Annotated in this window: 24 protein-coding genes; 15 read left to right on the forward strand and 9 right to left on the reverse strand. The window is 42.1% G+C overall.

Going from position 1 to position 24,054, the window contains the following annotated elements; genetic code table 11:
• Positions 1–88: 88 nt before the first annotated feature.
• Positions 89–250, reverse strand: a complete 162-nt coding sequence (locus tag BLQ87_RS30425) for a Sec-independent protein translocase subunit TatA/TatB (RefSeq protein WP_074612669.1) — start codon at positions 248–250, stop codon at positions 89–91.
• Positions 251–257: 7 nt separating this feature from the next.
• A complete protein-coding gene (gene tatA, locus BLQ87_RS30430) occupies positions 258–503 on the reverse strand; it encodes a twin-arginine translocase TatA/TatE family subunit (RefSeq protein WP_143010597.1) in 246 nt (81 codons plus the stop codon).
• A 136-nt stretch (positions 504–639) separates the two neighbouring features.
• Here tatA and BLQ87_RS30435 point away from each other — a divergent pair, with 136 nt between their 5' ends.
• The 6 genes from BLQ87_RS30435 (at position 640) to BLQ87_RS30460 (ending at position 8,250) form a co-directional block, all read left to right on the forward strand.
• Complete coding sequence (locus BLQ87_RS30435) at positions 640–2,427, forward strand: DUF885 domain-containing protein (RefSeq protein WP_074612699.1); 1,788 nt, start codon at positions 640–642, stop codon at positions 2,425–2,427.
• 416 nt (positions 2,428–2,843) lie between these two features.
• A complete protein-coding gene (locus BLQ87_RS30440) occupies positions 2,844–3,251 on the forward strand; it encodes a GNAT family N-acetyltransferase (protein WP_172664999.1) in 408 nt (135 codons plus the stop codon).
• A gap of 28 nt (positions 3,252–3,279) precedes the next feature.
• The gene (locus tag BLQ87_RS30445) at positions 3,280–4,008 is read left to right on the forward strand and encodes a sterol desaturase family protein (protein ID WP_074612672.1); all 729 of its coding nucleotides are present in this window, start codon (positions 3,280–3,282) and stop codon (positions 4,006–4,008) included.
• The gene (locus BLQ87_RS30450; RefSeq protein WP_074612673.1) at positions 4,005–5,882 is read left to right on the forward strand and encodes a beta-ketoacyl-ACP synthase III; all 1,878 of its coding nucleotides are present in this window, start codon (positions 4,005–4,007) and stop codon (positions 5,880–5,882) included. The genes BLQ87_RS30445 and BLQ87_RS30450 overlap by 4 nt, the downstream gene beginning before the upstream one ends.
• Before the next feature lie 14 nt (positions 5,883–5,896).
• Positions 5,897–6,778, forward strand: coding sequence for a DUF6999 family protein (locus BLQ87_RS30455; RefSeq protein WP_074612674.1), 882 nt, complete (start codon positions 5,897–5,899; stop codon positions 6,776–6,778).
• A complete protein-coding gene (locus BLQ87_RS30460) occupies positions 6,775–8,250 on the forward strand; it encodes an FAD-binding oxidoreductase (protein WP_074612675.1) in 1,476 nt (491 codons plus the stop codon). The genes BLQ87_RS30455 and BLQ87_RS30460 overlap by 4 nt, the downstream gene beginning before the upstream one ends.
• A gap of 3 nt (positions 8,251–8,253) precedes the next feature.
• Here BLQ87_RS30460 and BLQ87_RS30465 read toward each other — a convergent pair whose 3' ends face one another.
• A complete protein-coding gene (locus BLQ87_RS30465; RefSeq protein WP_172665000.1) occupies positions 8,254–9,360 on the reverse strand; it encodes a TlpA disulfide reductase family protein in 1,107 nt (368 codons plus the stop codon).
• Between the two features lie 157 nt (positions 9,361–9,517).
• Here BLQ87_RS30465 and BLQ87_RS30470 point away from each other — a divergent pair, with 157 nt between their 5' ends.
• From BLQ87_RS30470 to BLQ87_RS30490, 5 genes are all read left to right on the forward strand, one after another.
• Positions 9,518–10,291 (forward strand): isocitrate lyase/PEP mutase family protein, encoded by a 774-nt coding sequence (locus BLQ87_RS30470; RefSeq protein ID WP_074612677.1) that lies wholly within the window; start codon positions 9,518–9,520, stop codon positions 10,289–10,291.
• A gap of 3 nt (positions 10,292–10,294) precedes the next feature.
• A complete protein-coding gene (locus BLQ87_RS30475) occupies positions 10,295–11,347 on the forward strand; it encodes a bifunctional transcriptional activator/DNA repair enzyme AdaA (RefSeq protein ID WP_074612678.1) in 1,053 nt (350 codons plus the stop codon).
• Between the two features lie 67 nt (positions 11,348–11,414).
• A complete protein-coding gene (locus BLQ87_RS30480) occupies positions 11,415–12,242 on the forward strand; it encodes a helix-turn-helix domain-containing protein (protein WP_074612700.1) in 828 nt (275 codons plus the stop codon).
• Between the two features lie 85 nt (positions 12,243–12,327).
• The gene (locus BLQ87_RS30485) at positions 12,328–12,879 is read left to right on the forward strand and encodes a YbhB/YbcL family Raf kinase inhibitor-like protein (RefSeq protein ID WP_074612679.1); all 552 of its coding nucleotides are present in this window, start codon (positions 12,328–12,330) and stop codon (positions 12,877–12,879) included.
• Between the two features lie 302 nt (positions 12,880–13,181).
• The gene (locus BLQ87_RS30490) at positions 13,182–13,379 is read left to right on the forward strand and encodes a hypothetical protein (RefSeq protein ID WP_074612680.1); all 198 of its coding nucleotides are present in this window, start codon (positions 13,182–13,184) and stop codon (positions 13,377–13,379) included.
• A 50-nt stretch (positions 13,380–13,429) separates the two neighbouring features.
• Here BLQ87_RS30490 and BLQ87_RS30495 read toward each other — a convergent pair whose 3' ends face one another.
• Entirely contained in the window at positions 13,430–13,636 is a 207-nt protein-coding gene (locus BLQ87_RS30495) for a helix-turn-helix domain-containing protein (protein ID WP_317048299.1), read from the reverse strand.
• A gap of 93 nt (positions 13,637–13,729) precedes the next feature.
• Between BLQ87_RS30495 and BLQ87_RS30500 the strand changes: the two genes are divergently transcribed.
• The 3 genes from BLQ87_RS30500 to BLQ87_RS30510 all read left to right on the forward strand — a co-directional run bounded on the left by BLQ87_RS30500 (position 13,730) and on the right by BLQ87_RS30510 (position 19,522).
• Positions 13,730–14,140: a VOC family protein gene (locus BLQ87_RS30500; protein ID WP_074612681.1), complete on the forward strand. Its 411-nt coding sequence runs from the start codon at positions 13,730–13,732 to the stop codon at positions 14,138–14,140.
• 91 nt (positions 14,141–14,231) lie between these two features.
• A complete protein-coding gene (locus tag BLQ87_RS30505; RefSeq protein ID WP_074612682.1) occupies positions 14,232–16,970 on the forward strand; it encodes a M14 family metallopeptidase in 2,739 nt (912 codons plus the stop codon).
• Between the two features lie 137 nt (positions 16,971–17,107).
• Complete coding sequence (locus BLQ87_RS30510) at positions 17,108–19,522, forward strand: S9 family peptidase (RefSeq protein ID WP_074612701.1); 2,415 nt, start codon at positions 17,108–17,110, stop codon at positions 19,520–19,522.
• A gap of 68 nt (positions 19,523–19,590) precedes the next feature.
• On the opposite strand, the gene BLQ87_RS30515 is transcribed toward BLQ87_RS30510, so the two are convergent.
• Positions 19,591–20,373: a CPBP family intramembrane glutamic endopeptidase gene (locus tag BLQ87_RS30515; protein ID WP_074612683.1), complete on the reverse strand. Its 783-nt coding sequence runs from the start codon at positions 20,371–20,373 to the stop codon at positions 19,591–19,593.
• 118 nt (positions 20,374–20,491) lie between these two features.
• On the reverse strand, positions 20,492–21,682 hold the full coding sequence (locus BLQ87_RS30520; protein ID WP_074612684.1) for an MFS transporter: 1,191 nt from the start codon (positions 21,680–21,682) through the stop codon (positions 20,492–20,494).
• A gap of 90 nt (positions 21,683–21,772) precedes the next feature.
• On the opposite strand from BLQ87_RS30520, the gene BLQ87_RS30525 reads away from it, so the two are divergent.
• Entirely contained in the window at positions 21,773–22,618 is an 846-nt protein-coding gene (locus BLQ87_RS30525) for an AraC family transcriptional regulator (protein WP_074612685.1), read from the forward strand.
• On the opposite strand, the gene BLQ87_RS30530 is transcribed toward BLQ87_RS30525, so the two are convergent.
• From BLQ87_RS30530 to BLQ87_RS30540, 3 genes are read right to left on the reverse strand one after another with little or no spacing between them, the layout of a single operon-like run.
• Positions 22,611–23,066 (reverse strand): SRPBCC family protein, encoded by a 456-nt coding sequence (locus BLQ87_RS30530; protein ID WP_074612686.1) that lies wholly within the window; start codon positions 23,064–23,066, stop codon positions 22,611–22,613. The genes BLQ87_RS30525 and BLQ87_RS30530 overlap by 8 nt on opposite strands.
• Before the next feature lie 13 nt (positions 23,067–23,079).
• Positions 23,080–23,403 (reverse strand): ArsR/SmtB family transcription factor, encoded by a 324-nt coding sequence (locus BLQ87_RS30535; RefSeq protein WP_074612687.1) that lies wholly within the window; start codon positions 23,401–23,403, stop codon positions 23,080–23,082.
• Complete coding sequence (locus BLQ87_RS30540; RefSeq protein ID WP_074612688.1) at positions 23,384–23,836, reverse strand: SRPBCC family protein; 453 nt, start codon at positions 23,834–23,836, stop codon at positions 23,384–23,386. Before BLQ87_RS30540 ends, BLQ87_RS30535 begins: the two co-directional genes overlap by 20 nt.
• Positions 23,837–24,054 lie beyond the last annotated feature (218 nt).

Below are 24,054 nucleotides of genomic sequence, written 5' to 3' on the forward strand. Positions count from 1 at the left end.
CCACCGAGTATAGACCGAGTATAGAGCGTGGTTAGAGCCTGTATAGCTAAAACAGGAATTGGACAGGTCCCGGCCGGCAACCATGCAATTATTCAGCCCCGTCTTTCCCGTCTTTAAACTCTTTGATTCCTTTCCCAAGGCCACCCAAAAGTTCAGGAATTTTCTTTCCTCCAAAAAGCAGGAGTACAACCAGTAGGATAACGACAATTTCTTGTGTGCCGAGTGCGGCAAGTAGTGGTGTATGTAGCATAATTAACTTAGGTTTTAGGAACAACCGTTTCTTTTGTTTCCTTATTGGCGGGTTCATCATCCGCGTTGATCACATTTATGTTCCGGTGAATTTCTCTTTTTACGCCTTCCGAAGCATCTTTAAAATCCCTGATTCCTTTGCCTAGTCCCCGGGCAAGTTCAGGGAGTTTTTTACCACCAAACAATAGCAAGACAACAGCCAGGATCAATATAATTTCCCCACTGCCCATATTTAAGAATTCAAGTAACACCATATTCATTTCATTTAGGTTTGAGCAAAGCTAATTGCGGGAGATTAAAGCCGGATTAAAACGGGATTAAAATTGAATAGGGGGGATGGAGTATTTGTCCTTAGGTTTAAAGATTAAAATAAAATTGCTAATTTTCAGGATGAATAAATTAGGTGTCCTTTGTGCAGCCTTTGTCTTTAGTTTGGCCAGCTGTAAAAACAAATCCTCAGAAACAGTGAAAGATTCAAAAGAAATTGCTGTCCTATTCGATTCCTATTGGGAAAAGAATTCCAAATTGTTCCCGTTGGATGCGACTGCACAAGGGGATAACCGTTATAATGATCAATTGCCGAATGATGGAACTCAGGCATTTCGGGATACCTTGAAAAGCTTTTATCAGGATTATCTGAAACAGGTGGAGCAGTTTGACCGCGAGGCACTGAACGACAATGACAAACTCAGTTATGATGTTTTCAAGTACGATCTTCAAATGAAACTGAAAGGTCTGGAATTGAATACCTGGATGATTCCTGTACAACAGTTCTTTTCGTTGCCATTAACCATGGGACAGCTGGGTTCAGGCACAGGAAATCAACCTTTCAAAAATTTAAAAGACTATGAGAATTGGTTGGGACGTGTAAAGGGGTTTAGCGTATGGACGGACACCGCCATTGCCAACTTCAAACATGGAATAGCTGCAGGGATGGTCTTGCCAAAACCTTTGGTAGAGAAGATAATTCCACAAATGGATGCGATGATTGTTACAGATGCGCAGAAAAGCTTGTTCTACGATCCGGTTAAAAATATGCCTAAAGAAATTTCGGCAGCAGATAAAGCAAAAATCACCGCTTTGTACGAGCAGGCGATCTTAAAAGAACTGGTTCCTGCTTATCAGAAACTCAGCACTTTCCTTAAAAATGAATACCTGCCTAAGGCCAGGTCTACCTCAGGTATTTCTTCGGTTCCGGGTGGAAAAGAAATTTATAATTACAGTGTGAAATACTGGACTACGACCGATAAAACCCCGGAAGAGATCTACCAGACCGGATTGTCGGAAGTAAAAAGGATCCGTACAGAAATGGATAGCGTTAAAAATAAGGTTGGCTTTAAGGGCGATTTAAATGCGTTTTTTACCTACCTGAAAACAGATCCGAAATTTACGCCCTATAAAACGCCCAAAGAGATCATCACGGCCTTTAATGCCATTCATGATAAGATGAAGCTTCAGCTTCAGAAATTGTTCAATAAGGTACCTACGACTCCTTTTGAAGTCAGACAGACCGAAGCATTCCGGGCAGCTTCTGGCAGTGCGGAATACAATCCCGGATCTCCGGATGGATCAAGGCCAGGGATTTTTTACATTCCTATTCTGGATGCTACTAAATTTAACATCACTTCAGGAATGGAATCTTTGTTCCTTCATGAGGCCATCCCGGGTCATCATTATCAGATCTCTTTGCAGCAGGAAAGTAAAGACATGCCGAAATTCAGACGTTTTGCATGGTATGGTGCGATGGGTGAGGGTTATGCCTTATATTCAGAGTCTTTAGGTAAAGAACTGGGCTTATATACTGATCCGTATCAATATATGGGTGCGTTGGGTGATGAAATGCACCGCGCAGTACGTTTGGTGGTGGATGTAGCCATTCATACCAGGAACATGAGCCGCGAAGAGGCGATCAAGTATATGATGAGCAATCAAGCCATCAGCGAAGAAGGGGCTACTGCAGAAGTAGAACGCTATATGGCGTTGCCTGGACAGGCTTTGTCTTACAAAATAGGTGCTTTGAAGATCCGCGAGCTGCGTGCAAAATATGAAAAACAATTGGGCGCGAAGTTTAAGATTGTCGACTTTCATGATGAGATTTTAAAGGATGGTGTAATGCCTCTGGATGTTTTAGAACAAAAAATGGATGCATGGGCCAAGCGTGTAAATGAAGGAAAATAATTTAATAGCCCTGCTATATGCGGGGCTATTGTCTTTTATCCTGTTTCTATACCTGCACATTAAATGCGGGTTCCCAAAAAGCTCCTGATTTTTATTGACTAACCATAAAATGTAAAATAATACTTCGTTTTTTTAGGGATATTTCTTATCATTGAAAAAAAATATCTTTTTGATGTATCTGATTTTAACCGGGCAAACCACACAGCCTGAAATTGCGTAACAACAGCCTGCTCTTTACAGGCAATGACTTAATCTCTGATTAAGCAGTTATTCTATTGTTTTAAAATCAAGAAATTCCAATGTTTTTTATAGAATCTACACGGTTAAAATTAATCCCCTTAACTCACCAGTTATTACGTTTATGTCAGGTTAGCAGGCCTGCAATGGAACAATCGCTGGGAATAAATATATCCGAAATGCAAGTCGATCCTTCCTATAAGGTAGAACTTGATGATGCCCTTGTCAACTTCTGGCTCCCAAAAACGAAAACACATCCGAAGCGATATCAATGGTATACCAACTGGGAGATTGTCGATAAAGCCGCCAACATCACCATTGGTGGAATTGGCTTTATAGGCCATGCGGATGAAAACGGAATCGTAGAAATGGGCTATATGATCGACCAGCAACAACAAAGAAAAGGCTATGCTACAGAGGCCATCCGCGCCATGGTCGACTGGGCTTTTCAGGATGAAGTAGTGGAAGCGGTAATTGCAAAGACTGCTCCGGGAAACTTTCCTTCACAAAAAGTGTTACTTAAAAATGGGTTTGTACAAATCGCAGGAACAGAAAAATTACTTGCGTTTAAAAAGAAACGGAGATAATCAAACCATATTTTTACTACTTTAGAAAATGCTTGAAGCCATATTCAGTTGGGTGTTTGAAACCTGGTATAATGCCTTTATAGCATTATTGCTCTTTTTTAATGTGCTGTACTGGTCTGTAACCGGTACCGGGATTTTGGTATTCCGGTACCTCGTTCGTAAAAGAGGCTTAACAAAAGTAGCGAACCATCATCTTTATGCCGGACAACGGAGAAAGGAAATAGGGCAAAGTATGCGGTCCATTCTCGTATTCAGTCTGCAGGGGATACTTATTCAGCAGGGAATCAAGCAAGGCTGGTTTCAGATCAGCTATGAGCTCAACTGGTGGCTGTTGCCCCAGATCATTGCTTTATTCTTTTGGAACGAAATCCATTTTTACTTTTCCCATGCCTTACTTCACACCCGGTTTATGATGCGGCATATTCATAAAGTACACCACCATTCTAAAGAACCGACTGTCTTTTCCACTTTCAGTTTTCATTGGATAGAAGCCTTTTTACTGGGCACAGTGATCGTATTTCCTTTACTCATTTTTCCCTTTCAGGCATTGGCTATTTTATCTTTACCGGTGATGAGCCTGATCATCAACTTGCTGGGCCATTGCAACTATGATTTTTTTAGTCAGCATTCCCCCGAACATCTATTGAAATTTTCCTATCGCCATAGCATGCACCATAAAAAAGGAAAAGGTAACCTGGGTTTCTTGTTGCCCTGGCTGGACAAGATTTTTAACACTACTGTAAAAAATATTTCATGAACAAAGTATACATCACCTCCACGGGAAGCTTCCTGCCGAATGAACCGGTAGGCAATGAAGAGATGGAGGATTACCTCGGGAAGATCAATAATGTACATTCCCGTACGAAGGATATCTTTCTACGGAAAAATGGCATTAAAAACCGTCATTATGCTTTGGATACAGATCAGAAGACAACGCATCAAGCTTATGAAATGGCTGGATTGGCGGTAAAGAATTGTATGGAACGGAGCCATCTCGATGCGGCAAAAGTAGAGATGTTGAGTGCCGCAACGACGCAGAGCGACCTGCCCGTACCTGGTTTTGCAAGCATGGTACATGCGGAAAGCGGGATTGGCAGATGCGGTCTGGCCTCACATCAGAGTGTCTGCGCCGCGGGAATGATGGCCATCCAGAATGCCTATCTTCAGGTGAAATCGGAAACGGTCCGGAATGCAGTTTGTTGTGCGGCGGAGTTACCCAGCAGAATGTTCAAATCCAAGCGGTTTGAAGGTCAGCAGGCTTTTGCAGTGGAAGGGGCTACGCTTCCTCTGGAAACAGATTTCCTCCGCTGGATGCTGAGTGATGGAGCAGGAGCAATGCTGCTGCAGGACGAGCCTGGTGATGCGCTCGCACTGGAAATAGAATGGATAGACCTGAAATCTTATGCGCATGCCTATGAAGTCTGTATGTATACCGGAACGAATAAAGAAAGCGATGGCAGCGTATTAAAAACCTGGCTCGATTACGACACGATTAGCGAAGCCAATTTTGCAGGGGCACTGAATCTGAAACAGGACATGCAGCAGGTCGACAATATTGTTAAACTGGGAATACAACGCTTCTTTGAACTCATCGACGAAGGCAGGTTTCAGCCTGAAGATATTGACCGCTTGGTCTGTCATTATTCTTCTCATCATTTTAAACCACAAATTGTAGAACTCCTGAAAAACGGAGGTATAGAGATTCCGGCAGAGAAATGGTTTAGCAATTTATATACGGTAGGAAATATCGGTTCTGCTTCCATCTTCGTGATGTTGGATGAACTGATGAAAAGTGGCGCACTCAAAGCAGGACAAAAGATCTTATGTATGGTGCCTGAAAGCGGGCGGTTTATTACAGGATATATGATGCTGACCGTTCGGGAAGGAACTGTGGCCGGGGCTTCCGGCTATACAGAAGAGATCGCAGAGATCAAAGCTCCCGAAATCAGGGTCCAGGAGAAACCTGTACAGGAATGGCTGGTGCGTCAGCTGACCGGAGTCTGGTTTGATTTTGAAAGGGGATTACAGCAGGTTCCGGTCGTTAAAAAGATCTTTAAAGGAACTTTAACCTTAGAAGAGTACAAGCGACTGCTGGTGAACCTGCGTCAGCAGGTGATAGACGGTTCTCAATGGATTGCCCGTGCGGCTTCCAATGTAAGTATGGAATATTTCCCTGTCAGGTCTGCCTTTATCAGGCATTCTTCTGATGAACACCGGGATTACCAGATTCTGGAGAAAAACTATATCAATTGCGGTGGGCGGGAAGAGGAAATCCTGACCGGCATTAAGAACATCGGAAGTGAAGCGCTCAGTGCCTTTATGTTCCACAGGGCGAGTCAACCGAATCCGTTTGACCTGTTGGGTGGTATGTTTATCATTGAAGGGCTGGGGAACAGGGTTTCGGGGAAATGGGGCAGGGCCATTCAGCAACAGCTTCAGCTGGATAAGGATCAGGTTTCCTTTTTCATTTACCATGAATCAAGTGACAGCAATGACAACCATTTCGAACGTTTTGAGCAGGCGATTCAATCCGAGTTGCTAACGCAACAAATGGCAGAGAAAATTGTTAAAACAGCAAAAGTGGTCGCCAGGTTATACACCATGCAACTGGAAGAACTAGATAATTTTTAAAGAAACACAACGCTATGCTACATAAAAGAGAACATTACGAAAAGATGGTGAATGAGCCCCGGAATCCGAGCCATTGGCATGCCTTATATCTGGATAAAAGCGTTCCTTTTAATCCGGATGCAAAAGCAGCTTTCCTCTATGATTCTTCCTCGAAGAGCCGTCAGTTTCTATATCCCGTGGCAAAGGTTTTTGCACGACTCTCCATCATATTAATGCAGCTTTTTAAGATTGTCGTTCCCAACTTAATTAATGCTCCGAAATTGCTCCATAAATGCCTGTATCTTGGAATGAAGTATTTCATCACACCGGAGGCAAACTTTGTTATTCTTCGTCATTTTTACCTGGGCTCAGAAGTGCTGCGTTTCATTAAAGATAATGTAGAAGGTGCACAGGATATCCCAATGAATCCTCTAAAGCCTTTATCTGTCAATGATGTGAAAGATAACTTGTTTCTGGAGCATGACCTTAACCTATATAATTTTATCATTAACCTGAACACAGCGATTGCCGAGAAGGGCTTGAAGATTGTAAAAAAGGAGCACCCGGATTTTAGCGCCATTTCTACAGGAGAGCTTCCTTTTGAAGATTTCAGAGATGGCTGGACGAATTTTATAGACCTGGGTACAGCGATAGAACTATTTACTCCGGTCTATCAGTTCTACCTGACGGATAATGACTTCTGGAGGGCCACCAATTCCTTACAGCTGGATGAGGTGATTGGCATCTATGCCAGCACGATTATGGATTGCCCGGAAAAATTAACGGCATTGAATAATAAACATCCAATGATCCCGCTTCCTACTACCGATGCGGCCTTCAGGTTATTGCTTCATGGTTTTTCTACCGAAGTATTGCATGCGATGCTGGTTCAGGGAAAGGTGGACCTTCAGCGATGAAAATCACTTTTGCCAAAATCTGCTGGGGCCTGCTTTTAGTGCTGGTCCTTTTTTTAATCAGACCAGTAGGTTTCATCTTATATGCTTATTTAAAAGATAAAGATGCCCAAACAACGGTTAAAACAGGGCTTGCTCAGGATGCCAGCCGCTTAAATGAAACCAGGGTCGACACCGTTGTTAAAGTACTGCCGGGAATCGCTGCAGCAACCAGGCAAATTTCTCAGTTAATTAAACAGGCAAAAGCCGAAGGCAAGAAGATTTCTATAGCAGGGGCACAACATTCGATGGGTGGACATACTATTTATCCCGATGGGATTATTCTGGATATGAAAACCTTTCATGGCATGGAGCTGGACAGCAGTAAACGAATATTGAAGGTAGGCGCAGGGGCATTGTGGTCTGAGGTAATCCCATATCTTGATCGATATGGAAAATCAGTTTCAGTCATGCAGTCGAATAACTCCTTTTCTGTCGGTGGATCAATCAGCGTGAATTGCCATGGATGGCAATGCGATGCTCCTCCGATTTCTTCCACGGTTGTTTCTTTTCATTTGATGAATGCCGAAGGAGAAGTATTGAATTGCAGCAGAACGGAAAATGAAGCCTTATTTTCATTGGTTTTAGGCGGTTATGGACTGTTTGGAGTGATACTGGATGTAAATTTGAAAGTCGTAGACAATAAAAACTATGTGGTTCAACATTATGAAATCCGCAGTGAAGATTATCTGAGGGAATTTCAAAAGCTGGTAAAGCATCAAGGAAATGTGGGGATGGCTTATGGAAGGATCAATGTGAATCCGGATCATTTTATGGAGGAAGCGATTCTTTCTACTTATACGGTCGACTCGGAGCAACCTGAAAAGCTGGTAAATAGTACTAATTATTCCTTTTTGAGAAGGGCAGTCTTTCGTGGTTCCGCAAATAGTGCTTATGGGAAGAACCTGCGCTGGAAGATGGAAAAGATGAGCGGTTCGCTGATCGACGGTAAAAAGTTTTCACGTAACAGGTTGCAAAATGAAGGAGTGGAGGTATTCCAGAATACTGATCCTGACTATACCGATATTCTACATGAATACTTTATTCCCGGGGAGTCTGTCGCTATGTTTATCAAAGCACTCAAAGGGATTATACCCAATTCCAAGGTCGATTTGTTAAATGTAACCCTCCGGAATGTAAGGAAGGATGAGGATACCTATTTGCCTTATGCCAATGGGGAAGTTTTTGGTTTTGTGATGCTTTTCAACCAAAAGAAAGGTGCTCAGGCGGAGAAAGAAATGAAGGAACTCACGGGTAAACTGATAGACATCGCCATTTCGCTGAAAGGGACTTACTATTTACCTTATCGCTTACATGCCTCAAAGGAACAGTTGGATCAGGCCTATCCAGCCGCTAAATCTTTCTTTTTATTAAAGAAAAAGTACGATCCGGATCTGCTGTTCAGGAACCAGTTTTATGAGGTTTATGGAAGATGACATTTAATTGATGGTCTTTATTAAATAGCTTTCCAGCTGATCAAGTTCCGTATCCATTTCATCGGAATTGTAAACAATTGTCCCGGCTTTATTAACCAATAAGCAGGTAGGGACCGCATACACGCCAAAGGACTTTTGAATTTTACTTACCGCCGGCTTTAAACATTCAGATACATTGATCCAGTCGAGCTTATTGGACTGGACATGTTTCTTCCAGCGTACCACGTCATCATCATTGTTAAAATAGATGACTTTCAATCCCTTATTTTTGTATTTGTTATACATTTTCTTTAGCATAGGCAATTGCAGCTGGCATGGTCCACACCAGGTGGCGGAGAAAACAATCAGATAGTTTTGTCCTTTAAGTTCCCGGTTACTAAACATTTGATTGCTGACCGTCCTGACTTTAAATTCCGAGGCCTGGTTTCCAATTTTTGCAGATTTTACATTATTGATCAGCTGTGTTTTTTCATTATATAATTTTTTAGCTAAGGCTGAATTTCTCATGGGTTCACTAAAGGTGGAAAGCGTTTCCAAAATGCTTTTTGCAAACTCAGCACTCAGGTCCGTTCGGCCTAAACGATACAAATATAATACGCTGCCAAAGTCGTTGGGATATTCTCCCAGTTTGATTCTTTGTTCATTTAAAATCACGGTAAGTAATGCTCTGGATGGATTATAATAGCCGTTTACTGGTGTACACTCTGCTTTTAATTTGCGAAGAGGTATCGCGTTCACTTCATCGAAAATGAGATTGCCCTTTACATCCGATTTTAAGGTTAGAATTTTAGAGGTTTCATTCAGTAATTCCAGATTGATGTTATTCTCACCGGAATCAATTACGAAAGAGGTGGATATAAACTTTCCTTTATCCTTTAGGTAAAAGACGGCGCCACTACTGAAGTCGTTGAGCTGTCCATCTATTTTGAGTTGTCCGTTTTCAAAGGTTACGGAATCATGTCTCAGCGGAATAAAGTTATGGTTGTTAAAGATCTCGAAGTAGATTTTTTTGCCGGATAGGGTACTGCTGTTGGCTTTAATCGTAAAGTTATGCTGACTAAAACCAGAAATACAAAAACAAAGAAGGGTTGTCGTTAGAAATAATTTCATCGTCATATTGTTTTCCTGATTATAGTTTCAACTTCATTAGTCAATATATTAACTATTTGCGACAAAACATCTTGCTAAACAGAAATAAAAAATACTTGTTAAGTTTTCGGTTGTATAGCCGAATGGCTTGCTGTTACTTTGTATTAAAACAACGGATATGAATAACTACGAAAAATTTAAGCAACTCCACCATCAGGAGCAGGCATTGTTACTTGGAAATGCCTGGGACGTAAATACTGCACGGTTATTTGAAAAAAAAGGATTTCAGGCAATAGGGACATCCAGTTCAGCAATTGCGCAGTCGTTGGGATATGAAGATGGGGAGAACATGTCATTCGGAGAATTACTTTATATGGTGGGAAGAATTGCGAAGTGCATCAGTATTCCCTTATCTGTAGATCTGGAAACAGGTTATGAAGCCAATCCTGTAGGCATTGTGCAAAATATAAAATACCTGTATGAACACGGTGTTGCAGGAATAAACCTGGAGGATTCTGACCTCAAAGATCAAGGGAAACTGAGTCCTATCGAACAGTTTTCAGAGAAAATCGCGTTTATCAAAAGACAGTTGCGTGCAGAAAACATCGATATTTTCCTCAACATCAGAACTGATGCTTTTCTTTTAAATCAGGAAGATGCATTGCAGGAAACATTAAAGAGGATTAAGGCTTACCAGGACTCGGGAGCAGACGGCATCTTTATTCCGGGTATACAAAAGGAGGAAGACATCAGAACTGTGGTTGCTGCGAGCGCTGTCCCGATAAATGTGATGTGTTTACCTGAGCTACCGACATTTGAGACACTAAATGCATTAGGTGTAAAAAGGTTAAGTATGGGTGGTTTTATGTTCCGGTACGTCAATAATCAATTCTCCAATATCCTGGATCAGGTGTCCAGGGAAAGCTCTTTTTACCCTTTATTTAGAAACTAACATATGGAACTGAATCTTGAGGAAACTTATTATAAGGCCATTCTTGCAAAAGACAGCGCTTATGAAGGGACATTTATTACCGCTGTAAAGACTACCGGCATCTTTTGCCGTCCTACCTGCCGGGCGCGAAAACCCAAAAGAGAAAACGTCACATTTTTCAAAAACACGAAAGAAGCCATTCTAAGCGGATACAGGCCTTGTAAGGTCTGTAATCCTTTGGAACAGCTGGATGAGACACCAGAATTCATCAAAACCCTTTTAAATGAGCTTGCTGCAGATCCGTCTATAAAATTTAAGGATTGGGATTTGCTTCAAAGAGGGATTCAGCCCAGTCAGATTCGACGCTGGTTTCTTAAAAACCATGGAATGACTTTCCAGGCATACCAACGCGCATTCCGGATCAATTCTGCTTTCAAGAAAATACAGCAGGGGGAATCGGTAACCAGTGTTGCTTTTGATTCTGGCTTTGAGTCGCTCAGCGGTTTTGGAGATTCCTTTAAAGCCATTTTCGGGACTTCCCCGAAGAAGAGCAGGCATTCCGCAATTATAGACCTGACGCGCCTGGAAACGCCATTAGGAACCATGTTTGCCTGTGCAACGGAACAGGGGATTTGTCTGTTGGAGTTTTCGGATCGGAAGATGTTGGAGACGGAATTAAAGGCCATTGCAAAATACCTCAATGCGACGATCGTACAAGGAGAAAACAGACATTTTGATACCTTAAGATCGCAGTTGACGGAATACTTTGAAGGGAAGAGAACGGAATTTTTATTGCCCATACACGGCCTTGGAACAGATTTTCAGCAGGCTGTTTGGGCTGCTTTGCAGGAGATTCCCTATGGAGAAACTTCTACTTATCTGAGACAAGCCCGTACATTAAAACGTCCTGAAGCCGTAAGGGCGGTTGGAAATGCAAACGGAATGAACAGAATCTCCATTCTGGTCCCTTGTCACAGGGTGGTAGGTACCGATGGTAGTTTAACCGGCTACGGTGGGGGATTATGGAGAAAGAAATGGTTGCTGGAGCATGAACAAAAACACCTTACGACAAAATAATGATACCTTGCATCATCAAATTGATGTTTGTTTTATTTGGAAGGCCAGAAACAATAGCTGTTATAAAATGTACCGAATACCCTCAGATCTTTTTAAAAATGAACTGCCAGAGATGGGAGTCTCCGTTTTCGATTACCATATGGAAGAATCTTCCGTCAGAAATAAGATCATTTTAAATAAAAATCTATTCAGTTTTTTAATTGAGGGAGGTAAAGAGGTTTATTATGGAAAACAGCACGATAAGCTGACTGGAAATCAATTCCTGATTCTTTCTGAAGGAAATTGTTTGATGACAGAAACTACGACAGTACAGAATAGATACCGCAGTTTATTGTTGTTCTTTGATGTTCAAGTGCTTGAAAAGTTCGTTAAACTCAACCGTCTTGTGATTACAAAATCAAGTCCGGAGCCCTATCTTGTTTTAGAATATGACGAGTATCTTCGGTTTTTCGTAAAGTCTCTTTCCGATCATAAAATTGCCTCGTCATTTCTGCCAAATTTTCTGGAATCAAAGCTATTTGAATTGCTTTATTATCTGATCAGTAAGCTGGGCACTTCATTCCTCTATTCCTTTATGCTTCGCCCTGGAGGAACTCAAAACCAGTTTAGAGAGATTGTGGAAAACAACAGCCTGAAAAAGCTCTCTGTTGAAGAACTTGCTTTTTTGAGTAACATGAGCCTGTCGACTTTTAAACGACAGTTCAAAGAGATTTACCATACTTCTCCGGCTAAATGGTTCCTGAAGCAACGCCTGCAGTTCGCGGCTGTTTTGCTCGCTCAGGAAAACAAACGCCCCATAGAAATTTATGAAGAACTGGGCTTTGAGAGCTTATCGAGTTTTATTCATTCCTTTAAAACCGAATATGGAACTACACCACGTCAGTTTCAACCCTAATCTGAACTTTTAGCAACACTTTTTGAACTTTCGTCAATCCCTGCCTAAAGGTACTGCAGGCTATTTTTGTACAAATTTTAATTGTATGAAAAGAATATCACTAATTATTGGAGCGCTGTTCCTGTTATTTGGGAGCGCGGAGGCTCAAACTTTTACTTTAAAAAGTAATGACCTGGGAGGCCAGGGTACAAAAAAGCAGGAATTTAATGGGTTTGGATGCGATGGCCACAATCTCTCCCCGCAGCTGTCATGGAGTAATGCACCATCCGGGACCAAAAGTTTTGCCTTAACTGTTTATGATCCTGATGCCCCTACGGGTAGCGGATTTTGGCATTGGCTTGTTTTCAATATTCCGGCTAATGAGCAGCAACTGGTAACAGGCGCTGGTAGCCTTGACGGTAAGTTATTGCCTGCAGGGGCAATTCAGAGCATCACAGACTATGGCATCAAGGGATTTGGTGGGCCTTGTCCGCCGCTAAATCACGGTCCGCACAGATACATATTTACTGTTTATGCTTTAAAGACAGATCAGCCAGGCGTAAATGCAGATACCAACCCTGCAATAGCAGGCTTTAATTTGTGGGCCAACACGATTGAAAAGGCGTCGATTGTTATGTATTACGAAAGAAAAAAGTAACGGCTTGTAAACCCTGAGATTCAATAATCCTGGAGAAAACCTGTAGCAGGCACTCCAGGATTATTGAATTCTTTTCATTGCTGGTTCAACGCCTTCAGAAAATAAATAAAACAAAAAATATTCAATGTTAGTAAAACGGTTTACAAATACGATGAGCTGTACTTCTTTAGACATGCGTTTTCTATAATCAACTTAAAACAAGTAGGTTAACTTAATTTATTGGTTACTTTTGATAAAATTCTTTATTTTTGGATATTAATTAAAAATTTTAAATAAAAACTTTTATTAATTATCGCGCTCTTATGAATACTATTTTGGAACAGCAAACCATATTTAAGGCCTTGGAAATGGCAGATTTGTCTGTCGGGGACAAGCTTGTCAATTTAGGGGAAATACTTGAAATAGAAGAATCAGACTATAACTATTCTCTCGTGATTGCAAGAATGGGGCAACGACAGGTCTGGACCTTCCATAAGGAATCAACACTTTTCGTGGAGTAATTACAAAAATCAAAGAATTTACAGATGCTAATTGTGATTCTTAAAAGATGCTAATTGTGATTCTTAAAAACGGAAGGGCTAAGTCCTGTGTTCTTTTTGAAGTAGTTGTTAAAGTGTGCCGGGTAATCGAATCCAAGACAATAGCCAATCTCGGCTACGTCCCAATCCGTATGCTTCAATAAGCTTTTGGCCTCTGCAATAATCCTGCTGCTGATCATTTGTGTAGTGGTCTTTCCGGTATGAGATTTTATCAGTATTGTCGCGTATGGCCCCTGATATTGTCGTGTTTACACAGCTATAGTTTTCCTGGCTGCGTTTAGCTTTGTAAGCTAAACCCGAAACACCAAGTTATGAGCACAAATATGTTTGTTAATCTGCCGGTCAGAAATCTGGGAAAAGCCATTGCCTTTTTTACAAAACTGGGTTTCAAATTTAATGATGAGTTTACGGACGAGAAGGCAACCTGCATGATCGTCGCAGAGAACATCTTCGTGATGTTGCTGGTAAAGGAGTTCTTCCAGACTTTTATCAGCAAAGAGATTGCTGACGCGAAATACAGTACCGAGGTCATCATTACCTTGTCTGCCTCGAGCAGGGAAAGCGTTGATGAAATGGTAAGAAGGGCGGTGCAGGCGGGCGCAACGACGCCAAATGGCAAGCAGGATGATGGCTGGATGTATGGTCATGGCTTCCAGGATCTCGATGGACACCTCTGGGCATTCATGTGTATCGATGAAAGTGTCTTACGCCAAACGGACTAAATTGTTACAATTTTCCAAATCGATTCCTCCTGTTTTATATTAACTTAACCGCATATTTTCTAATCAACCGGTTAACATAATTCCAGGAACGATGAATCGTAAATGCATATGGTCTGCTGCAGTTTTTCTAACGATAGCATATTTGTCCCCAGTCAGCGGGCAAGTGATCCCAAGTCCGAAATCACATTTTGGCTTTAACATTGGCGATGATTATCAACTCGCCAACTATTCCCAAACCGAAGCTTACTTTAAAAAGCTGGCTGCAATATCAGACCGGGTGCTGTTAAAGGAAATTGGCCTGACCGAAGAAAACCGGAAGCAATATGTGCTCGTGATTTCCTCACCTGCGAACCTGAAGAAAATCGAACGTTATAAAGAAATCTCTCAAAAGCTGGCCAGGGCAGAGGGGCTTAGCGATGCAGCGGCGGCAAAACTGGCATTGGAAGGAAAACCTGTGATCTGGATTGACGGAGGATTACATTCTACGGAAATGGTCGCTACCCAGCAACTGATTGAACTTTACTATAAGTTGTTGAGTGCGAATGATCCGGAAACGATGCGGATTCTGGATAAGGTGGTGATTCTGTTATCCCAGGTAAATCCGGACGGACAGGAATTGTTGGCCGATTGGTACATGCAGGAAAAAGAACCAGGCAAAAGGAATATGAATGTTCCCCGCTTATATCAGAAATATATTGGGCACGACAACAACAGGGACTTTTATATGATGAACATGAAGGAAAGTGCCAATATTGCAAGGCAGCAATATATAGAATGGATGCCCCAGATCATCTACAATCACCATCAGACTGCGCCTTCGGGAGCTGTCGTTGCAGGACCTCCTTATCGTGATCCCTTCAACTATGTTTATGATCCTTTACTCATTACCGGAATTGATGGCGTAGCCGCCTCGATGATCAATCGGTTAAATGCCGAAAATAAGCCGGGATATACCCGTCTTAGCGGATCTGTTTATTCTACCTGGTGGAACGGCGGGCTCAGGACGACTCCATATTTTCACAATATGATCGGAATTCTAACCGAAATCACCGGGAATCCAACGCCTTCAACCATCCCCCTGGTTCCGGACAGGCTGATCCCAAACAATGCGACACCTAATCCGGTGAAGCCTCAGAAATGGAATTTCAGACAGTCTATAGATTATTCTCTATCCTTAAATTATGGAATCCTGGATTATGCCAGCCGATTTGGAGATCAGTTGTTGTACAACATTTATGTAATGGGTAGAAATGCCATTCAAAAAGGAAATCAGGACAACTGGACCTTATCACCAAGGCATACGGCTGCCATCAATGCCGCTTATGAAAAAGACAAGAAAGACGGTTTACTGAAGAAAGACAGTACCGGGAAAACCGCTGCTGAGATTCCAATGAAATACTATGATGCGGTTTATAAAAATCCGGCATTAAGAGATGCGCGGGGGTATATCGTTCCATCAGATCAGTCCGATTTTCCAACCGCAGTAAAATTCATCAATGCACTGATCAAGTCCGGCGTACAGGTTCAGCGCGCAAAATCGGCCTTTAAAATAGCGGATAAATCCTATCCTGCAGGCTCTTATATTGTAAAGGCCAATCAGGCTTTCCGCCCGCATGTGGCAGATATGTTTGAAGCTCAGGATCACCCGAATGATTTCCAATATCCGGGAGGGCCTCCTGTTCGTCCCTACGATGCTGCCGGCTGGACACTGGCTTTTCAAATGGGGGTTAAATTTGACCGTATTTTAACTGCTGTTGATGGTCCCTTTGAGAAGATTGAATATGGGGTATTGCAATCTCCGCCGGTTTATAAATTGACAGCCTCCAAAGGATACCTGTTAAGTGCAGCACAAAATAATTCCTTTATTGCAGTAAATGATCTGTTAAAGGCAGGAATAGAAGTCTCCCGCTTAACAAAGCCGGAAGGCAATATGCCTGCAGGTTCTTTCTATGTTCCAGAAAAGGGAATGGAAATACTGATCAAATCAGGAATTTCTTTTGGAACAACGGCCTTACAGACGAAACATAAACCTAAAGGCATGCTTAAAATTACTCCGGGGCGCATAGCTTTATTCGACCAGTACGGAGGTTCTATGCCTTCGGGCTGGGTAAGGTGGATTTTAGAACAATTCCATTTCTCTTTCCAGCTGATTTATCCGCAGGACATCGACAACGGAATGCTCCATTCAAAATACGATAAGATTCTTTTTATTAGTGGCGGAATACCAGCGCCGACGAACAAAGCCGTTCCGGCAAAAGGAAAAGCAGCTAAAAGAGATGAGGTACCGGAGGCTTTCCGGCCATGGCAGGGAAGTATTACTCCCGATAAATCCATTCCTCAACTCAAAGATTTTCTGGAGCAAGGAGGGGATATTGTGACAGTGGGAAGTAGTACTAACCTTGCTTATCAGCTGGGTTTACCTGTGCAGAATGCCCTTACGGAAACCAAAGCGGATGGTAAAGAAGCACCGTTACCAGGGGATAAATTTTATATTCCCGGAAGTATATTGAAGGCGGGTATAGCCGGCAACCAGAATTCAAACTGGGGGATGCCGGAAGAAGTGGATATGGTATTTAACAATAGTCCGGTATTTAAGCTTGGAAAGGAAGCCGAAGAACAAGGGATAAAACCTTTAGCCTGGTTCGGTAAAGACGATGCGCTGAGAAGCGGATGGGCCTGGGGACAAGCTTACCTGAAAGATGGGGTGATCGCTTTTGTAGCACCTGTAGGTAAAGGGAAACTCTATGCCTTTGGTACGGAAATCACTTTCCGCGCCCAGGCACACAGCACTTTTAAAATGCTTTTTAATGAGTTGTACCTGTACAAGTAACGTTTCCGCTATATATCGCCCTGCATTCTTTTAGATTCTCCATTTTTGTGGGATCAGATGAATCCGGAATGAAGAAATATCCTGCCGGAGCATAAAACAAAATTATACGAATGATATTGACCAACAATTACAACCCAATGAAAAGAACCTTGTTAAGTTTATTCCTGATGGGAGGAATGAGCATTTATGGTTATGCCCAGGAAAATTTGAGCTATCAGTTGCCACCAAAAAGTATTGTGGACCTGATTGATGCCCCCGGCAGCCCGACGGTTCAATTCAATAAAGATGGGAGCCTGATGTTATTGCTTCAGGCACTAGGCTATGCATCGATAGAACAGGTTGCCCAGCCGGTGATCGGACTTGCCGGAATCAGGATCAATCCTGCCAATAATTCTACTGAAGGTGAACTTTCCGGCGTTTATAATGGCCTGACGATAAAAGACCTGAAAACAGGTAAAGAAAATAAATTGACTGGTCTGCCGGAGAAAATGAGAATGACAAACATCAGCTGGAATGCCGATGGAAGTCTTTTTGCTTTTACAAACAATACCCTGACTGGTGTGGAGTTGTGGCTCGCGGATGTAAAGAACCTGAAGGCTACAAAGCTTTCGGAAAGCTATCTGAATGATGTTTATGGCACAACCCTGCAATGGCATCCCGATGGGCAGCATATCCTCGCCCAGTTCATTCTTCCGGAACGTGGAAATAAACCGCAGGAAAATATCGTGCCTTCCGGACCGGTTGTACAGGAAAACCTGGGGGTAGTTACACCTTCCAGAACTTATCAGAATCTGTTGAAAAACACTTATGATCAGAGTCTGATGGCGTACTACCTGACTTCACAGCTACAATCAGTAGACCTTAACGGAAATGCGACGAAAGTCGGCGCTCCTGCAATTTACCGCAAAGCGGCTTATTCTCCCGACGGCAAATACCTGATGGTACAGACGATAGAGAAACCTTATTCTTACCTCGTTCCGATCTATTACTTTCCTTTTCAGACGACCGTCTTAGATGCAACGGGCCAATTGGTTAAACAATTGTACAATGCGCCTTTGGCAGAGAAGCTACCTACAGGATTTGATGCCGTGGCCATGGGACCAAGGGAATACGAATGGAGAGGTGATGCCCCTGCGTCTTTAGTGTGGGCAGAAGCACAGGACAAAGGTGATCCTAATTTGAAATCAGACCTTAGAGATGTACTTTATACGTTAAAAGCACCATTCAATGGCGCACCAGTAAAACTATTCTCTATGGCTTTAAGGTACAGTGATGTGGTTTGGGGAAATCAGAACTATGCATTGGTAAAGGAACAATGGAGAAAAGACCGCAAAGAAAAACTAACTTTAATCAACCCGGAGACAGGTAAAGTGATTAAGGAAATTGCCAGCAGATCTGCTGAAGACACCTATACTGATCCGGGCAGTTTCATGTTTGGTAAAGGCCCTTACGCTGCAAAGGTGCTGTTGTTTGACAAGGGAGCACCGGGTGTCGTTTTTACCAAAGGAGCAGGAGCGTCCCCACAGGGAGACCGTCCTTTTATTTTGAAATGGAACCTGCTTTCCAATAAACAGGATACTTTGTTCAAATCAAAAGCCCCTTATTATGAGGAACCTGTTTTCTTTAACAATACCGGGAAAGTTTACATTTCCAGAGAATCAACAGAAGAAACACCAAATATATTCTCGGTCAACCTTAAAAGTAAGGCAGAACAGGCATTGACCAGTTTTGCAGACCCTTACCCAAGCTTAAAAGGGGTTCAGAAAACCTTACTTTCTTATCCACGTAAAGATGGAATTAAGTTATCCGCCACTTTATACCTGCCAAAGGATTATAAAAAAGAAAGTGGTCCATTACCGGCATTGATCTGGGCTTATCCAAGAGAATTTAAAAGTCTGGCGGCGGCTGGTCAGGTCAAAGGATCTCCTTACCGCTTTACGAAACTGGCATTCCGTTCTCCTGTATTCTGGGTAACCAGAGGATATGCGGTTTTAGATCAGGCAGATATGCCGATTGTGGGTGAAGGTAAAGAAGAACCTAATGATACTTTCCTGAAACAGATTGAAGACAATGCAACGGCACTGATTAACTATGTAGTAGATATGGGTGTTGCCGACAGAGGCCGTATTGCAGTCGGAGGGCATTCTTATGGCGCATTTATGACCGCCAATTTATTGGCACATACCAAACTTTTCGCTGCAGGAATTGCGAGAAGCGGTGCTTACAACCGGACCTTAACACCATTCGGTTTCCAGGGAGAAGCACGTACTTACTGGCAGGCAATGGATGTGTACAATAAAATGTCACCTTTCAATTATGCCGATAAAATTAAAACACCATTGCTGATGACGCATGGCATCGATGATGAAAATTCAGGAACTTTCCCGATTCAGAGTGAACGCTTGTATAGTGCGATCAAAGGGCATGGTGGTACGGTAAGACTGGTATTATTGCCTAAAGAATTCCATGGTTACCGGAGCAGAGAGTCTATTCTTCATACTTTCTGGGAGCAGGATCAATGGTTAGAGAAATACGTAAAGAATAAAAAGTAATCGATTTTTATTTTAAAAAGAGGCGATCAGATATCATTCTGATCGCCTCTTTTTTTATCCACTGAATGTTATCCATTGAATGCCGGTTGGTTTTGGCTGATCCGTTTTTTTCCTAAAGCATATTTCAACAACAGAATGGCGACTATTGCTGTTCCAAACCTCAGCAGGTTTCCAATCCATCCCATTGCAGCAGCATCAGAAACGGTGAATACCAGCCAGGCGGCATTTAATGAAGCATGGAGTACAAATCCACTCCATATCGTATACCCATCCAGCATATTTATGATGGCAAATGCGATACTACCAAAAAAGGTAATGAAGAAAATCTGAAGCGGGAGGCCGCTGCCACCGCCATTACCCCACCAATGAACAAAACCGAATGCAATTGCCTGCCATATTATTGCCGGAGCTAAAGACCAGCCCAAAGCTTTTCGTGTAAAAATGAAACCGAAACTACGAAATACAAACTCTTCGGCAAGCGGGAACAATAATGTAAGTAAAACAATGCTTTTGAGATCCAGGTCTTTAGCAGGAGTCCCCAGCATGGATAAAGCGATCCAACAAGGGATCGTTGCCATCAATACCAGTACGGGGCCCTTTAATCCGTTCCAGTTGAGACCTAAAGCCTTCGCAGTTTTCTGCTCAGATCTGCGAAGAAGGATCAGGGCCACCATCAGCACCAGTAAAACAGACAATAAATTATCTAAAATACTTCCACCATATGGAATTGGAAATCCGGGCAGCTTAAAACCCATCCATTTGATCATATCACGGAGCTGCAGGGCACAAAAAAGTGTAATTACGACAATTATGGAGGAAAGGTAAAGGTGTTTGTTTTCGGTTCTTTTCATCTCTGATGCTTTTCAACAGTTACTTTTATATAAGATGAAGGAATCCTGTAAAAGGTTGCATCAGAGATGAATTACGGGTATTTTATTTCGTCAAGGTATCAGAACAGATTTATTTAAATCAGACTTGCTCGCAGACAGCTGAAGGGATCTTGATGTCTTTGATTTTTCCTTTCCTTGCCCTGAATTTCTCGGGTAATGTGATAAAACTAAGGCCCAGTGTCACGGTAAGCAACAGTATACTCATCCACACAATTTGATGAATTCCATACTTTGCGATCACAAAACCACCCAGCAAAGCGCCCAGAGAAATTCCAATATTGTAACAAGAGGTCAGCAAACTGTTTACAAATTCCAGGGCATTGTGCGGCACCGCCTGGGTAGTCCGTATATTGGGCACTAAAAACCCGCCGGTGTGGATCAGCCCCCAAAAGGAAATGATGATTACCATAGGTATAAAAATGCCTCCGAAGTAATAAGCCAATGCCTGAGTTGAAATTAAGAGGATAAAAAAGAGCCTCGTAGCCATGGTTACATTTTTACTTAAGGCAATACCTGCCAGCCAGTTGCCAATGATTCCCATCACGCCGAACAACAACAGCATCATGCTGATCTGAACGCCATTCATGTGGGAGATTTTTTCAAGATAACCAGCAAGGTAACTATAGCTCGAAAACATAGCGGCGAGCGTAAGAATAGTGGAAAGCAGATGAAGCCACAATTGTGGATTTTTTAAAACATACAGCTGACTTCCTTCTCCCTTGTCTTTATTGGCCGGCATAGAAGGAACTAAAAACGACAATCCCAAAAAGGCGATCAGACTGATGAAACTGGCCAGGAAAAAGGATGCCTGCCAGTTGTTGAAAAACTCAACGGCATAAGTCGTTAAAGGAACGCCCAATACTGTGGCCAGACTCAGGCCGGTCATTACGATAGAAACCGCTTTGGCACCACCTTGTTTAAAGGCTACTGCCAGAGAGATGTTCCAGAATAAGGGGTGTAAAAAGGCCGGTAAAATCCGGGCAATCATCAATACCGTAAAGTTGGGTGCAAAAGCGGAAAGCAGGTTTGACAATATGAACACCGCCAATACCATGCACAACAAAAACTTGCGGTTAATTTTGGCGGTGAGGGCGGTGATAAAAGGAGAGGAGATGGCGACGGTAAGTGCAAAAGCGCTGAGCAGCCAGCCGGCAGTATCAATAGATACCTGAAATTCTCTACTGATCGTAGGCAGAATGCCGATGACGCCAAATTCGGTAGTGATGATACCGAAAGCACCAAGTGCCAAAATGTAAATCGATTTGTTCATGTTTATTTCTAATTATTCTATATCACAAAAATGAACAGAATAATTCTATTATGTCAGTACATTTCAATGATAAAACAGTAGATTTGCCATATGATAAAAGAAAATATTCACCGCCTTGTAGATGTATCCTATCGTAAAACCGAAGATTGTCCGGTAAAGGATTTGCAGTTTTCTTTTTTTCAGATGGTTTATGTGATTTCCGGATCCGGTTTTTTAAACATCAACAACAATAGGATTGTCTACCATGCTGGCAATCTGATGTTGCTGACACCCAACGACCTTCATGATTTTGAGATTTCAAATACCACGGAGTTTTTATTCGTGAAATTTAGCGAACGTTATGTGAGGGAATACAACTGGAAAAGTATCAATTGTATTGAATGTTTGTTATACCATTCCTCTCATTTGTCGGGCTGCATTTTAAGAAACAAGCCCGATGAGTTTCTGGTAAAATCAATTGTTGATTCCCTGTTGCATACCATGAATCATGTCGATGCTTATAACGAAGATTTAACCCTGCACTATGTAAATGCCTTAATCGTCATTGCAGCAAGAAATCTATCCAAGATGAGGCCTGAACAAGCCAATGTAAATACTGATAAACGCGTATTGGCCATCATAGACTATATTCAATCCAACATTTACGATCCGCAACAGCTCAAAGCATCCGTCATCAGTGCAGAATTTGGGCTGTCTGAAACCTACCTGGGTAGCTATTTTAAAAAGCAGTGCGGGGAATCCATTCAGTATTTCATTTCAAATTATAAAATGAGATTAATAGAACACAGGTTGAGGTTCAGTGACAGCCGGATCAATGAGATCGTAGAGGAGTTTGGATTTGCGGATGAAAGCCATTTGAACAAATTTTTCAAAAAGCGCCACAAGATCAGTTTAACAGAGTTCAGGAAATCAGGGCCTCTCTGTGCCGTTATATAACAGTTTCCCTCGGATTCGGCGTGCCCTTTCCCATAGTGATCAGGCTCATTAAGCTTTTTTTGATATAACCGTTCCAGCTGTCAAAACAAATATCATAACATTCATAAGCAGGAACCAATCCTTTGTGTACAAAGTAAACCTGTGTTTTGTTTTGCTTTTGAGAGATGTTAAACTCGATTTTTGTACCAGTCCACTCTGTCTTATCTTTAGTGAAATTGAAAAAGTTGTCCAGAACGAGCCAAACCACTTTTTCATCCGGTATCACCTCAATTAATTTCATGGTACACTTATGAATATCCTGGAACCGGTAAGTAAACTCATCGTTGAGCTGTGCCGTACCGCCATCAATATTTTCAGACCACCAACCGCGCACATTATTGATGGCATTAAATACCGCATTCGGAGTTTCATCTACCGAAAACGTAGTGTTAAAATCTGCTGTAGTCATTTTGTTGATTTCTTTAGTTAGGTAATTTGTTATTTAATAAAGTCTCTAATTTTTTGAGCTTAACCGTCCAGAATTCGTCGAAGTAGGAGAGCCAGGCCTGCAGTTCTTCGAAGCCATCCTTCTTCAGGCTACAATAGCGTTCCCGTCCGATGTCTTCGATCGAAATAAATCCTGCATTATGCAATATTTTCACATGTTTTGAAACAGCGGGCCGGCTCATTTCAAAATGCTCCGCCAGACTATTGATGGTCAGGTTTTCGGCAGAGAGCAGCATCAACATCTTCCTCCTGCTGGGATCTCCAATAACCTGGAAAGCATCAAATGCTGATTGTTCCATGCGCTGTAGTATTTAATAGCTGCTCTATTTTTTGCAATTTTTCCAGCCAACCATGATTTAAACCATTGTAAAAATTCAGGTTCTCTTTTTTTGCGAAGCCGCTGTGTTCCAGAAAAACTTCCGTGCCTTTATCCGCTGGCTGCAATGTCCATACCACCACAGAATCAAGCGTGATTTCCCCATCGCCGGGGCCGCTCTTCCAGGAGTAGGAAAGCTTGCTAAAAGGAACAACCTCCAATACCTTGCAGTAAAAGATGCCATCAAAATCCAAACCTGGTATCGGGTTCGTCCTGAATTGAAAGTCAAGCCCAATGATGGGCTTAAAATCGTTTTTCATAAGCCATTGCTCCATGAGCTCTGGTTTCGTAAGGTATTCCCAAACCCGCTCTTGCGGATGAGGAAAGAAAAACCGGTGTTTTATGATTTTTGCCATAATATAATAAGTAACTTGTAGGTTACTCAAATATATAAGTAACTTCTGGGTTACGCAAATATTTTTTCAAATAATTTTAACAGCAAGTGAGCAGGCAAAAAAAAGCGGCATCATTTGAAAATGTGGTGTGACCCCAAAAAGTTGGACAGATTCAAAATTAAGTTTTTTGTACGAGAGCTCGGTATTCCACCGGGCTCTTTCCATTTAACCTGTTTTTT

The sequence above is a fragment of the Pedobacter steynii genome (assembly GCF_900103665.1).
GTDB classification, from domain to species: Bacteria; Bacteroidota; Bacteroidia; order Sphingobacteriales; family Sphingobacteriaceae; genus Pedobacter; species Pedobacter steynii.